At 54.1% G+C, this 15253-nt stretch carries 10 protein-coding genes, 1 tRNA gene and 3 rRNA genes; 8 read left to right on the top strand and 6 right to left on the bottom strand.

Annotated elements, in window-relative coordinates:
- The first annotated feature begins 168 nt into the window (after positions 1-168).
- The 5 genes from ES815_RS06080 to ES815_RS06060 all read left to right on the top strand — a co-directional run bounded on the left by ES815_RS06080 (position 169) and on the right by ES815_RS06060 (position 6482).
- Positions 169-1708, top strand: a 16S ribosomal RNA gene (locus ES815_RS06080).
- 226 nt (positions 1709-1934) lie between these two features.
- Positions 1935-4840, top strand: a 23S ribosomal RNA gene (locus tag ES815_RS06075).
- Positions 4841-4931: 91 nt separating this feature from the next.
- Positions 4932-5047: ribosomal RNA gene (gene rrf, locus ES815_RS06070) — 5S ribosomal RNA — on the top strand.
- The 16S, 23S and 5S rRNA genes sit together here, the layout of an rRNA operon.
- Positions 5048-5257: 210 nt before the next feature.
- Complete coding sequence (locus tag ES815_RS06065) at positions 5258-5599, top strand: DUF1971 domain-containing protein (protein WP_142487064.1); 342 nt, start codon at positions 5258-5260, stop codon at positions 5597-5599.
- Between the two features lie 247 nt (positions 5600-5846).
- Positions 5847-6482, top strand: coding sequence for a deoxynucleoside kinase (locus ES815_RS06060; RefSeq protein WP_142487063.1), 636 nt, complete (start codon positions 5847-5849; stop codon positions 6480-6482).
- A 55-nt stretch (positions 6483-6537) separates the two neighbouring features.
- Here ES815_RS06060 and ES815_RS06055 read toward each other — a convergent pair.
- Positions 6538-6613 (bottom strand) — tRNA-Phe (locus ES815_RS06055).
- Positions 6614-6708: 95 nt separating this feature from the next.
- Positions 6709-7419 (bottom strand): DUF554 domain-containing protein, encoded by a 711-nt coding sequence (locus ES815_RS06050; protein WP_142487062.1) that lies wholly within the window; start codon positions 7417-7419, stop codon positions 6709-6711.
- A gap of 394 nt (positions 7420-7813) precedes the next feature.
- Here ES815_RS06050 and ES815_RS06045 point away from each other — a divergent pair, with 394 nt between their 5' ends.
- Positions 7814-9949 carry an ornithine decarboxylase gene (locus tag ES815_RS06045; RefSeq protein ID WP_142487061.1) on the top strand — a complete coding sequence of 712 codons (2136 nt, stop codon included), beginning with the start codon at positions 7814-7816 and terminating at the stop codon, positions 9947-9949.
- A gap of 38 nt (positions 9950-9987) precedes the next feature.
- Here the strand turns inward: ES815_RS06045 and ES815_RS06040 are convergent, their stop codons facing one another.
- The 4 genes from ES815_RS06040 to mutY form a co-directional block, all read right to left on the bottom strand.
- On the bottom strand, positions 9988-11244 hold the full coding sequence (locus tag ES815_RS06040) for a nucleoside permease (protein ID WP_142487060.1): 1257 nt from the start codon (positions 11242-11244) through the stop codon (positions 9988-9990).
- 237 nt (positions 11245-11481) lie between these two features.
- The gene (gene mltC / locus ES815_RS06035) at positions 11482-12561 is read right to left on the bottom strand and encodes a membrane-bound lytic murein transglycosylase MltC (protein WP_142487059.1); all 1080 of its coding nucleotides are present in this window, start codon (positions 12559-12561) and stop codon (positions 11482-11484) included.
- A gap of 123 nt (positions 12562-12684) precedes the next feature.
- The gene (locus ES815_RS06030; RefSeq protein WP_142487058.1) at positions 12685-12957 is read right to left on the bottom strand and encodes an oxidative damage protection protein; all 273 of its coding nucleotides are present in this window, start codon (positions 12955-12957) and stop codon (positions 12685-12687) included.
- Between the two features lie 25 nt (positions 12958-12982).
- Positions 12983-14035: an A/G-specific adenine glycosylase gene (gene mutY / locus ES815_RS06025; RefSeq protein WP_142487057.1), complete on the bottom strand. Its 1053-nt coding sequence runs from the start codon at positions 14033-14035 to the stop codon at positions 12983-12985.
- Positions 14036-14178: 143 nt separating this feature from the next.
- Here mutY and trmB point away from each other — a divergent pair, with 143 nt between their 5' ends.
- Both trmB and ES815_RS06015 read left to right on the top strand, forming a co-directional pair.
- A complete protein-coding gene (gene trmB / locus ES815_RS06020) occupies positions 14179-14898 on the top strand; it encodes a tRNA (guanosine(46)-N7)-methyltransferase TrmB (protein ID WP_142487056.1) in 720 nt (239 codons plus the stop codon).
- The gene (locus tag ES815_RS06015; RefSeq protein ID WP_142487055.1) at positions 14898-15224 is read left to right on the top strand and encodes a YggL family protein; all 327 of its coding nucleotides are present in this window, start codon (positions 14898-14900) and stop codon (positions 15222-15224) included. Before trmB ends, ES815_RS06015 begins: the two co-directional genes overlap by 1 nt.
- The last annotated feature ends 29 nt before the right edge of the window (positions 15225-15253 follow it).

The following is a 15253-nucleotide window of genomic DNA, read 5'->3' as shown; positions in this document are numbered from 1 at the left end:
GGTGAGCGAAAGCCGCGTTGCACTGCTCTTTAACAATTTATCAGACAATCTGTGTGGGCACTCAAAGTGACATGGATTCTTAATGTCTTCGGACAATAAATGAATACCAAAGTCTCTGAGTGAACATACGTAATTCATTACGAAGTTTAATTCACGAGCATCAAACTTAAATTGAAGAGTTTGATCATGGCTCAGATTGAACGCTGGCGGCAGGCCTAACACATGCAAGTCGAGCGGTAGCACAGGGAGCTTGCTCCTGGGTGACGAGCGGCGGACGGGTGAGTAATGTCTGGGAAACTGCCTGATGGAGGGGGATAACTACTGGAAACGGTAGCTAATACCGCATAACGTCGCAAGACCAAAGAGGGGGACCTTCGGGCCTCTTGCCATCAGATGTGCCCAGATGGGATTAGCTAGTAGGTGGGGTAATGGCTCACCTAGGCGACGATCCCTAGCTGGTCTGAGAGGATGACCAGCCACACTGGAACTGAGACACGGTCCAGACTCCTACGGGAGGCAGCAGTGGGGAATATTGCACAATGGGCGCAAGCCTGATGCAGCCATGCCGCGTGTATGAAGAAGGCCTTCGGGTTGTAAAGTACTTTCAGCGAGGAGGAAGGCGGTGAGGTTAATAACCTCATCGATTGACGTTACTCGCAGAAGAAGCACCGGCTAACTCCGTGCCAGCAGCCGCGGTAATACGGAGGGTGCAAGCGTTAATCGGAATTACTGGGCGTAAAGCGCACGCAGGCGGTCTGTCAAGTCGGATGTGAAATCCCCGGGCTCAACCTGGGAACTGCATTCGAAACTGGCAGGCTAGAGTCTTGTAGAGGGGGGTAGAATTCCAGGTGTAGCGGTGAAATGCGTAGAGATCTGGAGGAATACCGGTGGCGAAGGCGGCCCCCTGGACAAAGACTGACGCTCAGGTGCGAAAGCGTGGGGAGCAAACAGGATTAGATACCCTGGTAGTCCACGCCGTAAACGATGTCGACTTGGAGGTTGTTCCCTTGAGGAGTGGCTTCCGGAGCTAACGCGTTAAGTCGACCGCCTGGGGAGTACGGCCGCAAGGTTAAAACTCAAATGAATTGACGGGGGCCCGCACAAGCGGTGGAGCATGTGGTTTAATTCGATGCAACGCGAAGAACCTTACCTACTCTTGACATCCAGAGAACTTAGCAGAGATGCTTTGGTGCCTTCGGGAACTCTGAGACAGGTGCTGCATGGCTGTCGTCAGCTCGTGTTGTGAAATGTTGGGTTAAGTCCCGCAACGAGCGCAACCCTTATCCTTTGTTGCCAGCGGTCCGGCCGGGAACTCAAAGGAGACTGCCAGTGATAAACTGGAGGAAGGTGGGGATGACGTCAAGTCATCATGGCCCTTACGAGTAGGGCTACACACGTGCTACAATGGCGCATACAAAGAGAAGCGACCTCGCGAGAGCAAGCGGACCTCATAAAGTGCGTCGTAGTCCGGATTGGAGTCTGCAACTCGACTCCATGAAGTCGGAATCGCTAGTAATCGTAGATCAGAATGCTACGGTGAATACGTTCCCGGGCCTTGTACACACCGCCCGTCACACCATGGGAGTGGGTTGCAAAAGAAGTAGGTAGCTTAACCTTCGGGAGGGCGCTTACCACTTTGTGATTCATGACTGGGGTGAAGTCGTAACAAGGTAACCGTAGGGGAACCTGCGGTTGGATCACCTCCTTACCTTAAAGAACCTGCCTTTGTAGTGTCCACACAGATTGTCTGATGAATGATGAACTTCTAAATGTACTTCCGAGTGCATTGAGAAGTTTTGCTCTTTAAAAATCTGGATCAAGCTGAAAATTGAAACGACACGCCGTGTCTGTTCTCCGTAATAAGAGCAGATAAGCGGTGTGTCAGAGTCTCTCAAATTTTCGCAATCATGAAGTGAAACATCTTCGGGTTGTGAGGTTAAGCGACCAAGCGTACACGGTGGATGCCTAGGCAGTCAGAGGCGATGAAGGACGTGCTAATCTGCGATAAGCGTCGGTAAGGTGATATGAACCGTTATAACCGACGATTTCCGAATGGGGAAACCCAGTGTGTTTCGACACACTATCGTTAAGTGAATACATAGCTTAACGAAGCGAACCAGGGGAACTGAAACATCTAAGTACCCTGAGGAAAAGAAATCAACCGAGATTCCCCCAGTAGCGGCGAGCGAACGGGGAGCAGCCCAGAACCTGAATCAGCGTATGTATTAGTGGAAGCGTCTGGAAAGTCGCAGGGTACAGGGTGATACTCCCGTACACAAAAATACATGCACTGTGAGTTCGAAGAGTAGGGCGGGACACGTGGTATCCTGTCTGAATATGGGGGGACCATCCTCCAAGGCTAAATACTCCTGACTGACCGATAGTGAACCAGTACCGTGAGGGAAAGGCGAAAAGAACCCCGGCGAGGGGAGTGAAAAAGAACCTGAAACCGTGTACGTACAAGCAGTGGGAGCACCCTTGTGGTGTGACTGCGTACCTTTTGTATAATGGGTCAGCGACTTATATTCTGTAGCAAGGTTAACCGTATAGGGGAGCCGAAGGGAAACCGAGTCTTAACTGGGCGTTAAGTTGCAGGGTATAGACCCGAAACCCGGTGATCTAGCCATGGGCAGGTTGAAGGTTGGGTAACACTAACTGGAGGACCGAACCGACTAATGTTGAAAAATTAGCGGATGACCTGTGGCTGGGGGTGAAAGGCCAATCAAACCGGGAGATAGCTGGTTCTCCCCGAAAGCTATTTAGGTAGCGCCTCGTGAATTCATCTCCGGGGGTAGAGCACTGTTTCGGCTAGGGGGCCATCCCGGCTTACCAACCCGATGCAAACTGCGAATACCGGAGAATGTTATCACGGGAGACACACGGCGGGTGCTAACGTCCGTCGTGAAGAGGGAAACAACCCAGACCGCCAGCTAAGGTCCCAAAGTCATGGTTAAGTGGGAAACGATGTGGGAAGGCACAGACAGCCAGGATGTTGGCTTAGAAGCAGCCATCATTTAAAGAAAGCGTAATAGCTCACTGGTCGAGTCGGCCTGCGCGGAAGATGTAACGGGGCTAAACCATGCACCGAAGCTGCGGCAGCGACACTATGTGTTGTTGGGTAGGGGAGCGTTCTGTAAGCCGTCGAAGGTGTGCTGTGAGGCATGCTGGAGGTATCAGAAGTGCGAATGCTGACATAAGTAACGATAAAGCGGGTGAAAAACCCGCTCGCCGGAAGACCAAGGGTTCCTGTCCAACGTTAATCGGGGCAGGGTGAGTCGACCCCTAAGGCGAGGCCGAAAGGCGTAGTCGATGGGAAACAGGTTAATATTCCTGTACTCGGTGTTACTGCGAAGGGGGGACGGAGAAGGCTATGTTGGCCGGGCGACGGTTGTCCCGGTTTAAGCATGTAGGCGGAGGTTCCAGGTAAATCCGGAGCCTTACTAACGCTGAGGTGTGATGACGAGGCACTACGGTGCTGAAGCAACAAATGCCCTGCTTCCAGGAAAAGCCTCTAAGCATCAGGTAACATCAAATCGTACCCCAAACCGACACAGGTGGTCAGGTAGAGAATACCAAGGCGCTTGAGAGAACTCGGGTGAAGGAACTAGGCAAAATGGTGCCGTAACTTCGGGAGAAGGCACGCTGATATGTAGGTGAAGCCCCTGCGGGTGGAGCTGAAATCAGTCGAAGATACCAGCTGGCTGCAACTGTTTATTAAAAACACAGCACTGTGCAAACACGAAAGTGGACGTATACGGTGTGACGCCTGCCCGGTGCCGGAAGGTTAATTGATGGGGTTAGCGGCAACGCGAAGCTCTTGATCGAAGCCCCGGTAAACGGCGGCCGTAACTATAACGGTCCTAAGGTAGCGAAATTCCTTGTCGGGTAAGTTCCGACCTGCACGAATGGCGTAATGATGGCCAGGCTGTCTCCACCCGAGACTCAGTGAAATTGAAATCGCTGTGAAGATGCAGTGTACCCGCGGCAAGACGGAAAGACCCCGTGAACCTTTACTATAGCTTGACACTGAACACTGGTCCTTGATGTGTAGGATAGGTGGGAGGCTTTGAAGCGTGGACGCCAGTCTGCGTGGAGCCATCCTTGAAATACCACCCTTTAATGGCTGGTGTTCTAACGTAGACCCGTAATCCGGGTTGCGGACAGTGTCTGGTGGGTAGTTTGACTGGGGCGGTCTCCTCCTAAAGAGTAACGGAGGAGCACGAAGGTTAGCTAATCCTGGTCGGACATCAGGAGGTTAGTGCAATGGCATAAGCTAGCTTGACTGCGAGAGTGACGGCTCGAGCAGGTGCGAAAGCAGGTCATAGTGATCCGGTGGTTCTGTATGGAAGGGCCATCGCTCAACGGATAAAAGGTACTCCGGGGATAACAGGCTGATACCGCCCAAGAGTTCATATCGACGGCGGTGTTTGGCACCTCGATGTCGGCTCATCACATCCTGGGGCTGAAGTAGGTCCCAAGGGTACGGCTGTTCGCCGTTTAAAGTGGTACGCGAGCTGGGTTTAGAACGTCGTGAGACAGTTCGGTCCCTATCTGCCGTGGGCGCTGGAGAATTGAGGGGGGCTGCTCCTAGTACGAGAGGACCGGAGTGGACGCATCACTGGTGTTCGGGTTGTCATGCCAATGGCACTGCCCGGTAGCTAAATGCGGAAGAGATAAGTGCTGAAAGCATCTAAGCACGAAACTTGCCCCGAGATGAGTTCTCCCTGAGCCTTTAAGGCTCCTGAAGGAACGTTGAAGACGACGACGTTGATAGGTCGGGTGTGTAAGCGCAGCGATGCGTTGAGCTAACCGATACTAATGAACCGTGAGGCTTAACCTTACAACGCCGAAGCTGTTTCGGCGGATTTGAGAGATTTTCAGCTGATACAGATTATTCACTGCGCCTGCGGGTGGGGTGACAACAGAATTTGCCTGGCGGCTGTAGCGCGGTGGTCCCACCTGACCCCATGCCGAACTCAGAAGTGAAACGCCGTAGCGCCGATGGTAGTGTGGGGTCTCCCCATGCGAGAGTAGGGAACTGCCAGGCATCAAACACGCGAAAGCCCATCCTCACGGATGGGCTTTTTGCGTTGCGGCGGAAAAACCCGCCGGGCGGCTGCGCCTTACCCGGCCTACAAGCTATTATCCTTTCTGCAGTAGAGTTACCTTTCATGTAAATGAGATTTATTATCAATAATGCTTTACAGGCGAAACATAAAGATGTATTTTAAATGCATGTTTAAAGCCGGAGGTACTTATGAGCCATCACAGAATTCCCAAAAACTGGACCATCAAACGTTCCACTCCCTTCTTTACTAAAGATAATGTCCCCGCAGCGCTTCTGAGCCATCACAACACCGCAGCCGGAATTTTTGGCCAGCTCTGTGTAATGGAAGGGACTGTAACCTATTACGGCTTCGCCAATGAAGAGGCGACGGAGCCAGAAGTAAAAGTCGTGATTAACGCAGGCACCTTTGCGACCAGCCCACCGCAGTACTGGCACCGTATTGAGATGACCGACGATGCGCAGTTTAATATCAATTTCTGGGCTGAACCGGCGTTCTCCGGTGAAGAAGTTTACAGCGCGAAAAAGGCATAATCCCGATGCTCCCTTATCCTTAATAAGGGAGCCCCTTCATACGGTGTGAAAGCGTTATGATCACTTTCTTCAGACACTCTTCAACGCGGGTCGACTACGGCGAACAGGAATCCTGTGGGGAGCAACTTCTGCTGTACGTGGCTGAATACCAGGAATATCTCTCCTGTGAAGCCCCATTTTTCCCAACCATACCTCACGATCGACTGGCCGATCCTGCTTCAGCGGATCCATTTTCAGGAGGATCGCTGTGAAGATCGTTGCTATTGAGGCCAATATTGCTGCGGGGAAAAGCACCCTGCTGGTACCTCTGGCGGCGGCGTTAACAGAAAAGACAGGCGCAAACTGGAGTGTAATAAAGGAGCCCGTGGATGAAGATCCGGTATTTCTTGAACTGCTTCAGGTGTTCGTTGAGAACCCGCACGATGCTGACGCCAGAGTGGCCTTTCAGCTCTATATCACCGCTTCCCGCCTGCGTCTGTTAAACAACATCCCGGAAGGCAACTACGTTATAGAACGTTCCCTGTTCAGCGACATCGTGTTCTGCCATGTGAATTTCCTGATGACTGAACAGCCATCGGCCCGGTATATGTCTTATTTCTACCAGATTAAGGATAACCTGCAGCGCTATCCGCATATCGATTTGGTGGTCTATATCGATCGCGACGCCACGGCCTGTTTTAACGACTGTATGGCGCGAGCACGGCCTGGGGAGGATAAATACACGCTGGACTACTTTGAGGACGTTAAAGCCTTTCACGACGCCTGTCTGCCGCAAATTACCCGTCAGTATGGCTCAACGCTGCTGACGCATCGGGTTCGGTCGGGGTTTGCATGCCCTGAAGCGCTGGCAGATGCGGTGATAGGGAAGCTGAAGAAGTTATAAGATTCTGTTTCTCCAAAAGCAAAAAACCAGCCCGTAGGCTGGTTTCTTTAAATAGTGGTGCCCGGACTCGGAATCGAACCAAGGACACGGGGATTTTCAATCCCCTGCTCTACCGACTGAGCTATCCGGGCAACGGGGCGAATTAAACCCGATCCGCCTCGTGCCGTCAATGGAATTTGTTGATTTCGCTACTGACCGCACACTCTGTCGCCAGTTTGCTGCGATCTCAGGCAAAAAACGCGGTCCACAGGGCGGAAAGCGGCATGGCGATCACCAGCGCAGGCAGCATATTGACTACCGCAAACATCTTAATTCCGCAGATCCGCAGCCCGGTTGCCAGCAGCAGCAGACCACCAACGGCGGTAAAGTCCGCCATCATTGCCGGCGTGGTCAGCGGTAAGATTAATGTGGCGCAGGTCGCGAGGGCGAGCTGGATAAGCAGCATCGGCACGCAAATCGCGGCAACCGCGATACCCAGGGTGGTCGCAAAAATGGTGGCAGTAAAGAAATCCAGGAAGGCTTTAGCGATAAGAATGCTGGGGTCGCCGGTCATCCCCTCCTGCATCGAGCCAAAAATCCCCGTGCCGCTGGCGCAAAACAGAATGATGATGGCGACATAGTTCTGGATAAACGCGTCGTGTCCACCGCCTTTCTGCTTCCCACGGGAAAGCAGATTTTTCGCTTTGCTGACGGCGCCGTTAATCCCTTTCTCCAGATAGCAGAACTCTCCAATCAACGCTCCGAGCAGCGTTGCCAGCACCATCACCGGCAGGTTGGCGCACTTGATGACCAGCAGAATACCAATCCCCAGTGAGGCGAGGCCAAAGATTGAGGGCATCGAAGAGCGAATACGCTCCGGTAATCGCTGGCTTAGCACCGCGCCAAGTACGCCGCCCAGCAGCACGGCTCCCGCATTAATGAACGGTCCAATAACCACTGTGAACTCCTGTTATTTACTCATTGATATTGCATTATTATTACTCTTTTCAGTGAGTAATCGCCAAGTTAATCCCATATTCTGCATAATGATTCCTTCTTGCGCCCCCTGGCGAAAGGTGACATTATTGCGCGAATTTTCTCCTCTCAGATACGAGGCCGCCAATGCACAGACTCTCTCTCGCTCAAATGGCTGGCCGTATCGACACATCTTATTCTACGCTCACCATGCGGTGAGGGTAACGCAGGCTCACTGCAGGACAACAGTAAAACCAGACGCGTTCTGCTTTTACTGATGTCTGGCGGTCGGAGCTGAACTCCGGTCAGACACATTCGTTGGGCAGGGGGACTCCCTGTCCGGGGCTTTTTCACGCCTTGCACGGGTATTTGCGCTTATGAAATCAATGAAAATTGCCGTCAGCCGCGAGCTGGCGTCCGCCTTATCCACACACCGGGAAGTGGTGACGCTGGATAACACAGATTTTACGGATGTGGCGGCAGTCGTCATTACCGTCGCTGAAAGTCACAGCGGCATCCTCGCATTACTGAAACGAACCGGTTTTAACCTGCCTGTATTTATGTTCTCGCCACAGCCTGTTGAAACCCCTGCGGGTGTCGATGCTGTGATCGATGGCAAAGCGCAGGAGTGGTTAGAGCTGGAAGCCGCGGCCTGTCGCTATGAAGAGAACCTGCTGCCGCCGTTTTTCGACACTCTCAGCCAGTACGTGGCGATGGACAACAGCACCTTTGCCTGCCCGGGGCATCAGCACGGGGCATTCTTTAAGAAACACCCGGCAGGCCGCCAGTTCTTCGATTTCTTTGGTGAGAATGTCTTTCGTGCCGATATGTGCAACGCCGACGTGAAGCTGGGCGATCTGCTGATCCATGAAGGTTCTGCCAAGCATGCGCAAAAGTTCGCCGCGAAGGTATTTAACGCCGACAAAACCTATTTCGTCCTCAACGGCACCTCGGCCGCCAATAAGGTGGTGACCAATGCGCTGCTCACCCGTGGCGATCTGGTGTTGTTTGACCGCAACAACCATAAATCCAACCACCATGGCGCGCTGATCCAGGCCGGAGCGACCCCGGTTTATCTCGAAGCGGCGCGTAACCCGTTTGGCTTTATTGGCGGCATTGATGACCGCTGCTTTGACGAGGCGTACCTGCGGGAGCAGATCCGCGAAGTGGCTCCGGAAAAAGCCCGTGAAGCGCGTCCGTTCCGTCTGGCAGTGATCCAGCTCGGCACCTATGACGGTACCATCTATAACGCCCGCCAGGTGATCGACAAGATCGGCCAGCTGTGTGACTACATCCTGTTTGACTCCGCGTGGGTGGGTTACGAGCAGTTTATCCCGATGATGGCGGACAGCTCGCCGCTGCTGCTGGAGCTCAACGAGAAGGATCCGGGGATTTTTGTCACCCAGTCGGTGCACAAACAGCAGGCCGGGTTCTCCCAGACCTCGCAGATCCACAAAAAGGATAACCATATCCGCGGTCAGGCGCGTTTCTGCCCGCATAAGCGCCTCAACAACGCCTTTATGCTTCACGCTTCCACCAGCCCGTTCTATCCGCTGTTTGCAGCTCTCGACGTTAACGCCAAGATCCATGAAGGGGAGAGCGGACGTCGGCTTTGGGCCGAGTGCGTTGAGCTGGGTATCGAGGCGCGCAAGGCGATTATCGCCAACTGCAAGATGATTAAGCCGTTTATCCCGCCGGTGGTGGCCGGGCGTCCGTGGCAGGATCATCCTACCCATGCGATTGCCAGCGAGCTGCGTTTCTTCAGCTTTGAGCCGGGGGCCAAATGGCACGGCTTTGACGGCTATGCCGAGGAGCAATACTTTGTCGACCCGTGCAAGCTGCTGCTGACCACGCCGGGTATCGATGCTGAAAGCGGGGAGTATACTGACTTTGGCATCCCGGCGACCATTCTGGCGCACTACCTGCGTGAGAAAGGCATCGTTCCGGAGAAGTGCGATCTTAACTCCATTCTGTTCCTGCTCACTCCCGCGGAGAGCGCAGAGAAGATGGCGCAACTGGTGGCGATGCTGGGCCAGTTTGAACAGCACATTGAGGACGACACCCCGCTGGCGGATGTCCTGCCGACCATCTGGAAGAAATACCCGGTGCGCTACCGGGACTACACCCTGCGTCAGCTCTGCCAGGAGATGCACGATCTGTACGTCAGCTTTGACGTGAAGGATTTGCAGAAAGCGATGTTCCGTAAAGAGAGCCTGCCCACCGTGGCGATGAACCCGCAGGATGCTAACCAGGCCTTTATTCGCGGTAACGTCGAGCTGGTGCGCATCAGCGAAGCCGAAGGGCGTATCGCGGCGGAAGGGGCGCTGCCATACCCGCCGGGCGTGCTGTGCGTGGTGCCGGGCGAACTCTGGGGTGGGGCGGTGCAGCGTTACTTCCTGGCGCTGGAAGAGGGCGTCAATTTGCTGCCCGGTTTTTCACCGGAACTGCAGGGCGTTTACAGCGAGAAGGATGCGGACGGGATTAAGCGGTTGTACGGGTATGTACTGAAGTAAAAAAATTCCCCCCTCGCAGGAGGGGGGAACCTAACAGATTAATGCGCGACGGTCTGCGCACCTGTTGGAGTACGAACATGTTTGTACTTGAACAGCGCCATGAAGGCGAAGGCCAGCACCAAAGAGTAGCCTGCGAAGATCAGCCACACCGGCTGCCAGTCAGTAATACCGTTAGTGGTATACATCTCCACAACCTTACCGCTCACCACGCCGCCGAGAATACAGCCGAAGCCGTTGGTCATCATCAGGAACATGCCCTGGGCGCTGGCGCGGATTTCCGGACGAACCTCTTTCTCCACAAACACGGAGCCGGAGATGTTGAAGAAGTCGAAGGCGCAGCCGTAGACAATCATCGACAGCACCAGCAGCACGGTACCGAAGGCTGACGGGTCGCCGTAGGCAAACAGACCGAAGCGCAGCATCCACGCGAAAATACTGATCATCATAACGTTCTTAATGCCGTAGCGGCTCAGGAAGAACGGGATGGTCAGGATGAACAGCGTTTCGGAGATCTGGGAAATCGACATCATCACCGACGCATGCTCTACGATAAAGCTCCCGGAGAACAGCGGGTCGTTATCGAAGCTGTGCAGGAAGGTATTGCCGAACATGTTGGTGATCTGCAGCTCCGCACCCAGCAGCATGGAGAAGATAAAGAAGATCGCCATGCGTTTGTTTTTAAACAGCGCGAAAGCATCCAGGCCGAGCATGGTGCTCCAGCTCTGGTTTTTCTGCTGGTTAGAGACCGGAATGTGCGGCAGGGTCAGGGTGAACAGCGCCAGCACCACGGAGAGTACCGCCCCGATATAGAGCTGCATGTGGCTCAGTTCGAAGCCCGCGAAGCTCACGCCCCACATCGCCATGATAAAGCCGATGGTGCCCCAGATACGGATCGGTGGGAAATCGGTGACGATATCCATACCGGCGTCTTTCAGACGGTAGTAGGAGATGGTGTTGATCAGGCCCAGCGTTGGCATATAGGCCAGCGAGTTAAGCAGGATCACCATAAACATCGCCCCTGGCGTGGTGACCTCGGCCGCCATAAACAGCGTACCCGCCCCCACCAGATGGCAAAGCGCATACACCCACTTGGCGCTTATCCATTTATCCGCCACGATCCCGAGCAGGGTCGGCATAAAGACGGCAGCGATACCCAAAGAGCTATAGACCGCGCCGATAGAGGCACCGTCGAATTTGAGCGTGACAAACATGTAGGAGCCGAGCGTGGTTAGCCAGCTCCCCCACAGACAGAACTGCAGAAACGACAAGATTTTAAGCTGCAGCTTAAGGTTCATGTTACTTTCCTCACAAGAGAGCGGGCTGTATGTTGGTGTAGAAACATTTGGGTTTTGTATTTGATGCAATTCTATCAGCGAGTGGCGTGATGTTTTGTTACCTCCCGCAAAAAAATGCAATCAACATTAATTTGCAGTTTGGATTGTGATGCAAATAACACTTTCCTATGGATGAGGCCTGCACTGCTGGAGAGGATCTTTACCCTCTCCGGGGAGGAGAGGGTAAAAGAGAGAAGGCTACTTTCTACGATAGTTCTTTTGCGCCGTATTGACCTTATAAAGATAGCGGCGTGACTCGGCGGCGGGGTGACGGGTGGTCAGGGTCTGGTAAACATCCCCTGGCGACATGCTGTTGATAATGCTCGCCGCCTTCAGTTTATCGCTGGAGAAGACCCGCAGCACGCTGCCCGCACCGCCGTTATAGGCGGTGATGACCGCATAGCGACGCGAGGTCGGGTTATCAATGCCGCTCAGGTAGACGTTGTTCAGCATCGCCAGATAGGCGGTGCCGGTATCAATATTGCTGGCGGGATCAAAGAGATAACTGCGGCCTGGCATGCCAGATTTTCCCTGCGCGCGGAACACATCTTTTCCGGCGCTGTGCTGAACAACCTGCATCAGGCCCAGGGCGTCGGAGCGGCTCACCGCATACGGGTTAAACGACGATTCGGTCTGCATAATCGCCAGGATCAGCGACTCATCGACACCGTATTTACGCGATGCCTGACGGACCATCCCCACATATTTGTGCGCACGTTTATCGAGGTGGTTTGGCACCAGGTTAATGGTCACGCTGTAGATAACGCGCAGGCCGTTGCTGCGGCTTTTCAGGCGGGTTTGTAGCAGATAGTTGGCAAAGTTGTTGGCACGACCTTCCCAGCGAATGGACTGACCGGTTTGATCCACCACCTGGCCGTACAGGAACGGCTCTTTCGAGATGGTGATGTCGTCGGCGTCGGAGTAAAGGTCGATAGAGCCCGGATCGTCACCCATCAGCAGGGTTTTGACGATCGCCTCACGTAAACGTGCCGCAGGATCGGTTCCGGCGATGGTCTCGACGGTGATGGTACCCTCGTCAAAGTTGATGTGGCTTCGGGTCTGGTAAGCGTCGGTGTATTTAACGTAGTCTTTCGGTCCGGCGATCAGAACTTCGTTAAATCCCCAAATGTTTTCGATGTTGTGGGCAAACTGCCCCATCAGAATGTCAAAACCGTTGGTGTCCTTCACCCAGGCTTCGTTATAGCTATCGCCTTTATTACTGGAGGAACACGAAACAAGTAACGGTGCAACAAGAGCAAGCGCTAAAAATTTTTTCATCATTCCGGGAGTGCGTGTTGTGTTGTTTTTGGGGCTGTTTTGCCGGGTGGCGCTTCGCTTACCCGGCCTGGTTATCGTGGGCCCGTGCAAGCGTAGCGCCGCCGGGCATCAGCCTGCACGATATTATTTTTCCGGTGGCGTGTAGCCTTCGATGTGGACGTCTTTGCCTTCAAACAGGAAATTCACCATCTCCTCTTCCAGCTGCTTGCGGTGTTCAACGTTCATCATGTTGAGCTTGCGCTCGTTAATCAGCATGGTTTGCTTGTGCTGCCACTGCGCCCACGCCTCTTTTGAGATCTCGTTATAGATGCGCTTACCCAGGTCGCCCGGATAGAGCTGGAAGTCCTGGCCTTCTGCGTCGCGTTGCAGGAAGGTACAAAAAATTGTTCTGGCCATACTGATTCCTCTTTGTCGCCCGGAGCTAAACCGTTGCCCCGACACGTAATTGCTGTAACAGGCGCTCTACGGGAGCTGCCAGCCCCACTGACGGCGGTTGCGCTAAGTTATACCAGAGAGCGGTGCCTTCATCCATGCACGAGGTGAATGAGGACACGGGAAGCCACATTGGAACAATATCCAGATGGAAGTGGCTAAAGGTATGGCGAAACGCGTTGAGCTGCACAAGAGTATCGGCAGGGATGCCGCGTTGCGCCAGCCAGTCGCGAAGCCCATCCTCATCTTCAAACTGCGGGAAGCAGAATAAGCCGCCCCATAAACCGCTTGGTGGGCGCTGGGCGAGCCAGACCGTCTCCTCGTGCTGCATCAGCAGAAAATAGCCGGTGCGCTCGGGCAGCGTCTGCTTCGGCTTTTTACCGGGATACTGCGCCCAGCTGTGGTTGGCATAGGCCACACACAGATTATTCAGCGGGCAGAGTTCGCATTTGGGCTTCGAGCGGGTGCAGACCATCGCCCCCAGATCCATCATCGCCTGGTTAAAGCGTTCAACGCCGCGAGCGGGAGTGACCGCCTCGCTGATTTCCCACAGGCGCTTTTCCACCTCCTTCTTGCCCGGCCAGCCGCCAACGGCATAGCAGCGTGCCAGCACGCGCTTCACGTTGCCGTCGAGAATGGGGAAGTGTTTCCCCAGCGAAAGGGAGAGAACGGCCCCGGCGGTAGAGCGGCCGACGCCCGGCAGGGCAGCCACTTCCTCGAAGGTTTCCGGGAATTTACCCCCGTGCAGCGACACCACCTGCTGGGCGGCTTTATGCAGATTGCGGGCGCGGGCGTAGTAGCCGAGCCCGGTCCACAGATGCAGCACCTCATCAAGCGGGGCGTTCGCCAGATCGGTCACGGTGGGAAAACGCGCCATAAAGCGCTCAAAGTAGGGGATAACGGTAGCGACCTGCGTTTGTTGCAACATCACCTCGGAGAGCCATACTTTGTAGGGTGTTTTTTCAGTTTGCCAGGGCAGGGTTTTACGCCCGTATTTGTCGTACCAGTCCAGCACCTGGGCTGAAAATTGAGAGGCTTGCATGGTCTTCGCTTCGCGATATCAGGGACGCAGATTGCAGCACAGCGGCATGCGGCTGTAAACCGGATCTTTCCCATGCTTGCATCCCATCATTAACTTTGGATAATGCCGTTTCCCGAACATTCTCACAAGCAGACTACTCTTTTATGAAAAACGACGTCATATCACCGGAATTTGATGAAAACGGCCGCCCGCTACGCCGTATTCGCAGCTTTGTCCGCCGTCAGGGGCGCCTGACAAAGGGGCAGCAACATGCGCTGGATAACTACTGGCCGGTGATGGGCGTAGAGTTCACCGAACAGCCGCTCGACTTTGTTGAGCTGTTTGGCCGCGACGCGCCGATTACGCTGGAGATCGGTTTCGGCATGGGCGCTTCGCTGGTGACCATGGCAAAAGCGCGTCCGGAGCAGAACTTCCTCGGTATCGAGGTTCACTCACCGGGCGTGGGTGCTTGCCTGGCGACGGCCCATGAAGAGGGCGTCGAGAATCTGCGGGTGATGTGTCATGACGCGGTAGAAGTGCTGCACAAGATGATCCCTGACAATTCTCTGAACATGGTTCAGCTCTTTTTCCCTGACCCATGGCACAAAGCACGTCATAATAAACGCCGTATCGTTCAGGCGCCGTTTGCCGAACTGGTCAAAAGTAAACTGAAGCTGGGTGGCGTTTTCCACATGGCCACCGACTGGGAACAGTATGCGGAGCATATGCTGGAAGTGATGTCGACGCTCGACGGGTATAAAAACCAGTCGGCGAGCAATGATTATGTGCCGCGTCCTGACTCACGTCCGGTAACGAAATTTGAACAGCGTGGCCATCGTCTTGGTCACGGCGTATGGGACTTAATGTTCGAGAGGGTGAAATAATGGCAAAGAACCGTAGCCGTCGTCTGCGTAAGAAAATGCATATCGAAGAATTCCAGGAAATTGGTTTTTCGGTTGCATGGCGTTTCCCGGAAGGCACCAGTGTAGAAAAAATTGATGAAGACGTAGATGCTTTCATCAATGAAGTTATCGAGCCGAACAAGCTGGCATTTGACGGCAGCGGCTACCTGGCGTGGGAAGGTTTGATCTGCAAACAAGAGATCGGCCAGTGCACCGAAGAGCATCAGGCTATCGTACGTAAGTGGCTGGAAGACCACAAATTCGAAGACGTGCGCATCAGCGAACTTTTCGATATTTGGTGGGACTAATAGAGCATCAGGGGCCAGCAATTGCTGGC

The sequence above is a fragment of the Leclercia adecarboxylata genome (assembly GCF_006874705.1).
Classification (GTDB): Bacteria; Pseudomonadota; Gammaproteobacteria; order Enterobacterales; family Enterobacteriaceae; genus Enterobacter; species Enterobacter adecarboxylatus_C.
Note: the sequence above shows the minus strand (reverse complement) of the source record. Positions and strands in the feature narration are given on the sequence as shown.

Coding starts and splice junctions, on each gene's coding strand:
- ES815_RS06030 (WP_142487058.1), bottom strand. CDS start 12,957: ATGGCCAGAACAATTTTTTGTACCTTCCTGCAACGCGACGCAGAAGGC.
- mltC (WP_142487059.1), bottom strand. CDS start 12,561: ATGAAAAAATTTTTAGCGCTTGCTCTTGTTGCACCGTTACTTGTTTCG.
- ES815_RS06040 (WP_142487060.1), bottom strand. CDS start 11,244: ATGAACCTTAAGCTGCAGCTTAAAATCTTGTCGTTTCTGCAGTTCTGT.
- mutY (WP_142487057.1), bottom strand. CDS start 14,035: ATGCAAGCCTCTCAATTTTCAGCCCAGGTGCTGGACTGGTACGACAAA.
- ES815_RS06015 (WP_142487055.1), top strand. CDS start 14,898: ATGGCAAAGAACCGTAGCCGTCGTCTGCGTAAGAAAATGCATATCGAA.
- trmB (WP_142487056.1), top strand. CDS start 14,179: ATGAAAAACGACGTCATATCACCGGAATTTGATGAAAACGGCCGCCCG.
- ES815_RS06045 (WP_142487061.1), top strand. CDS start 7,814: ATGAAATCAATGAAAATTGCCGTCAGCCGCGAGCTGGCGTCCGCCTTA.
- ES815_RS06065 (WP_142487064.1), top strand. CDS start 5,258: ATGAGCCATCACAGAATTCCCAAAAACTGGACCATCAAACGTTCCACT.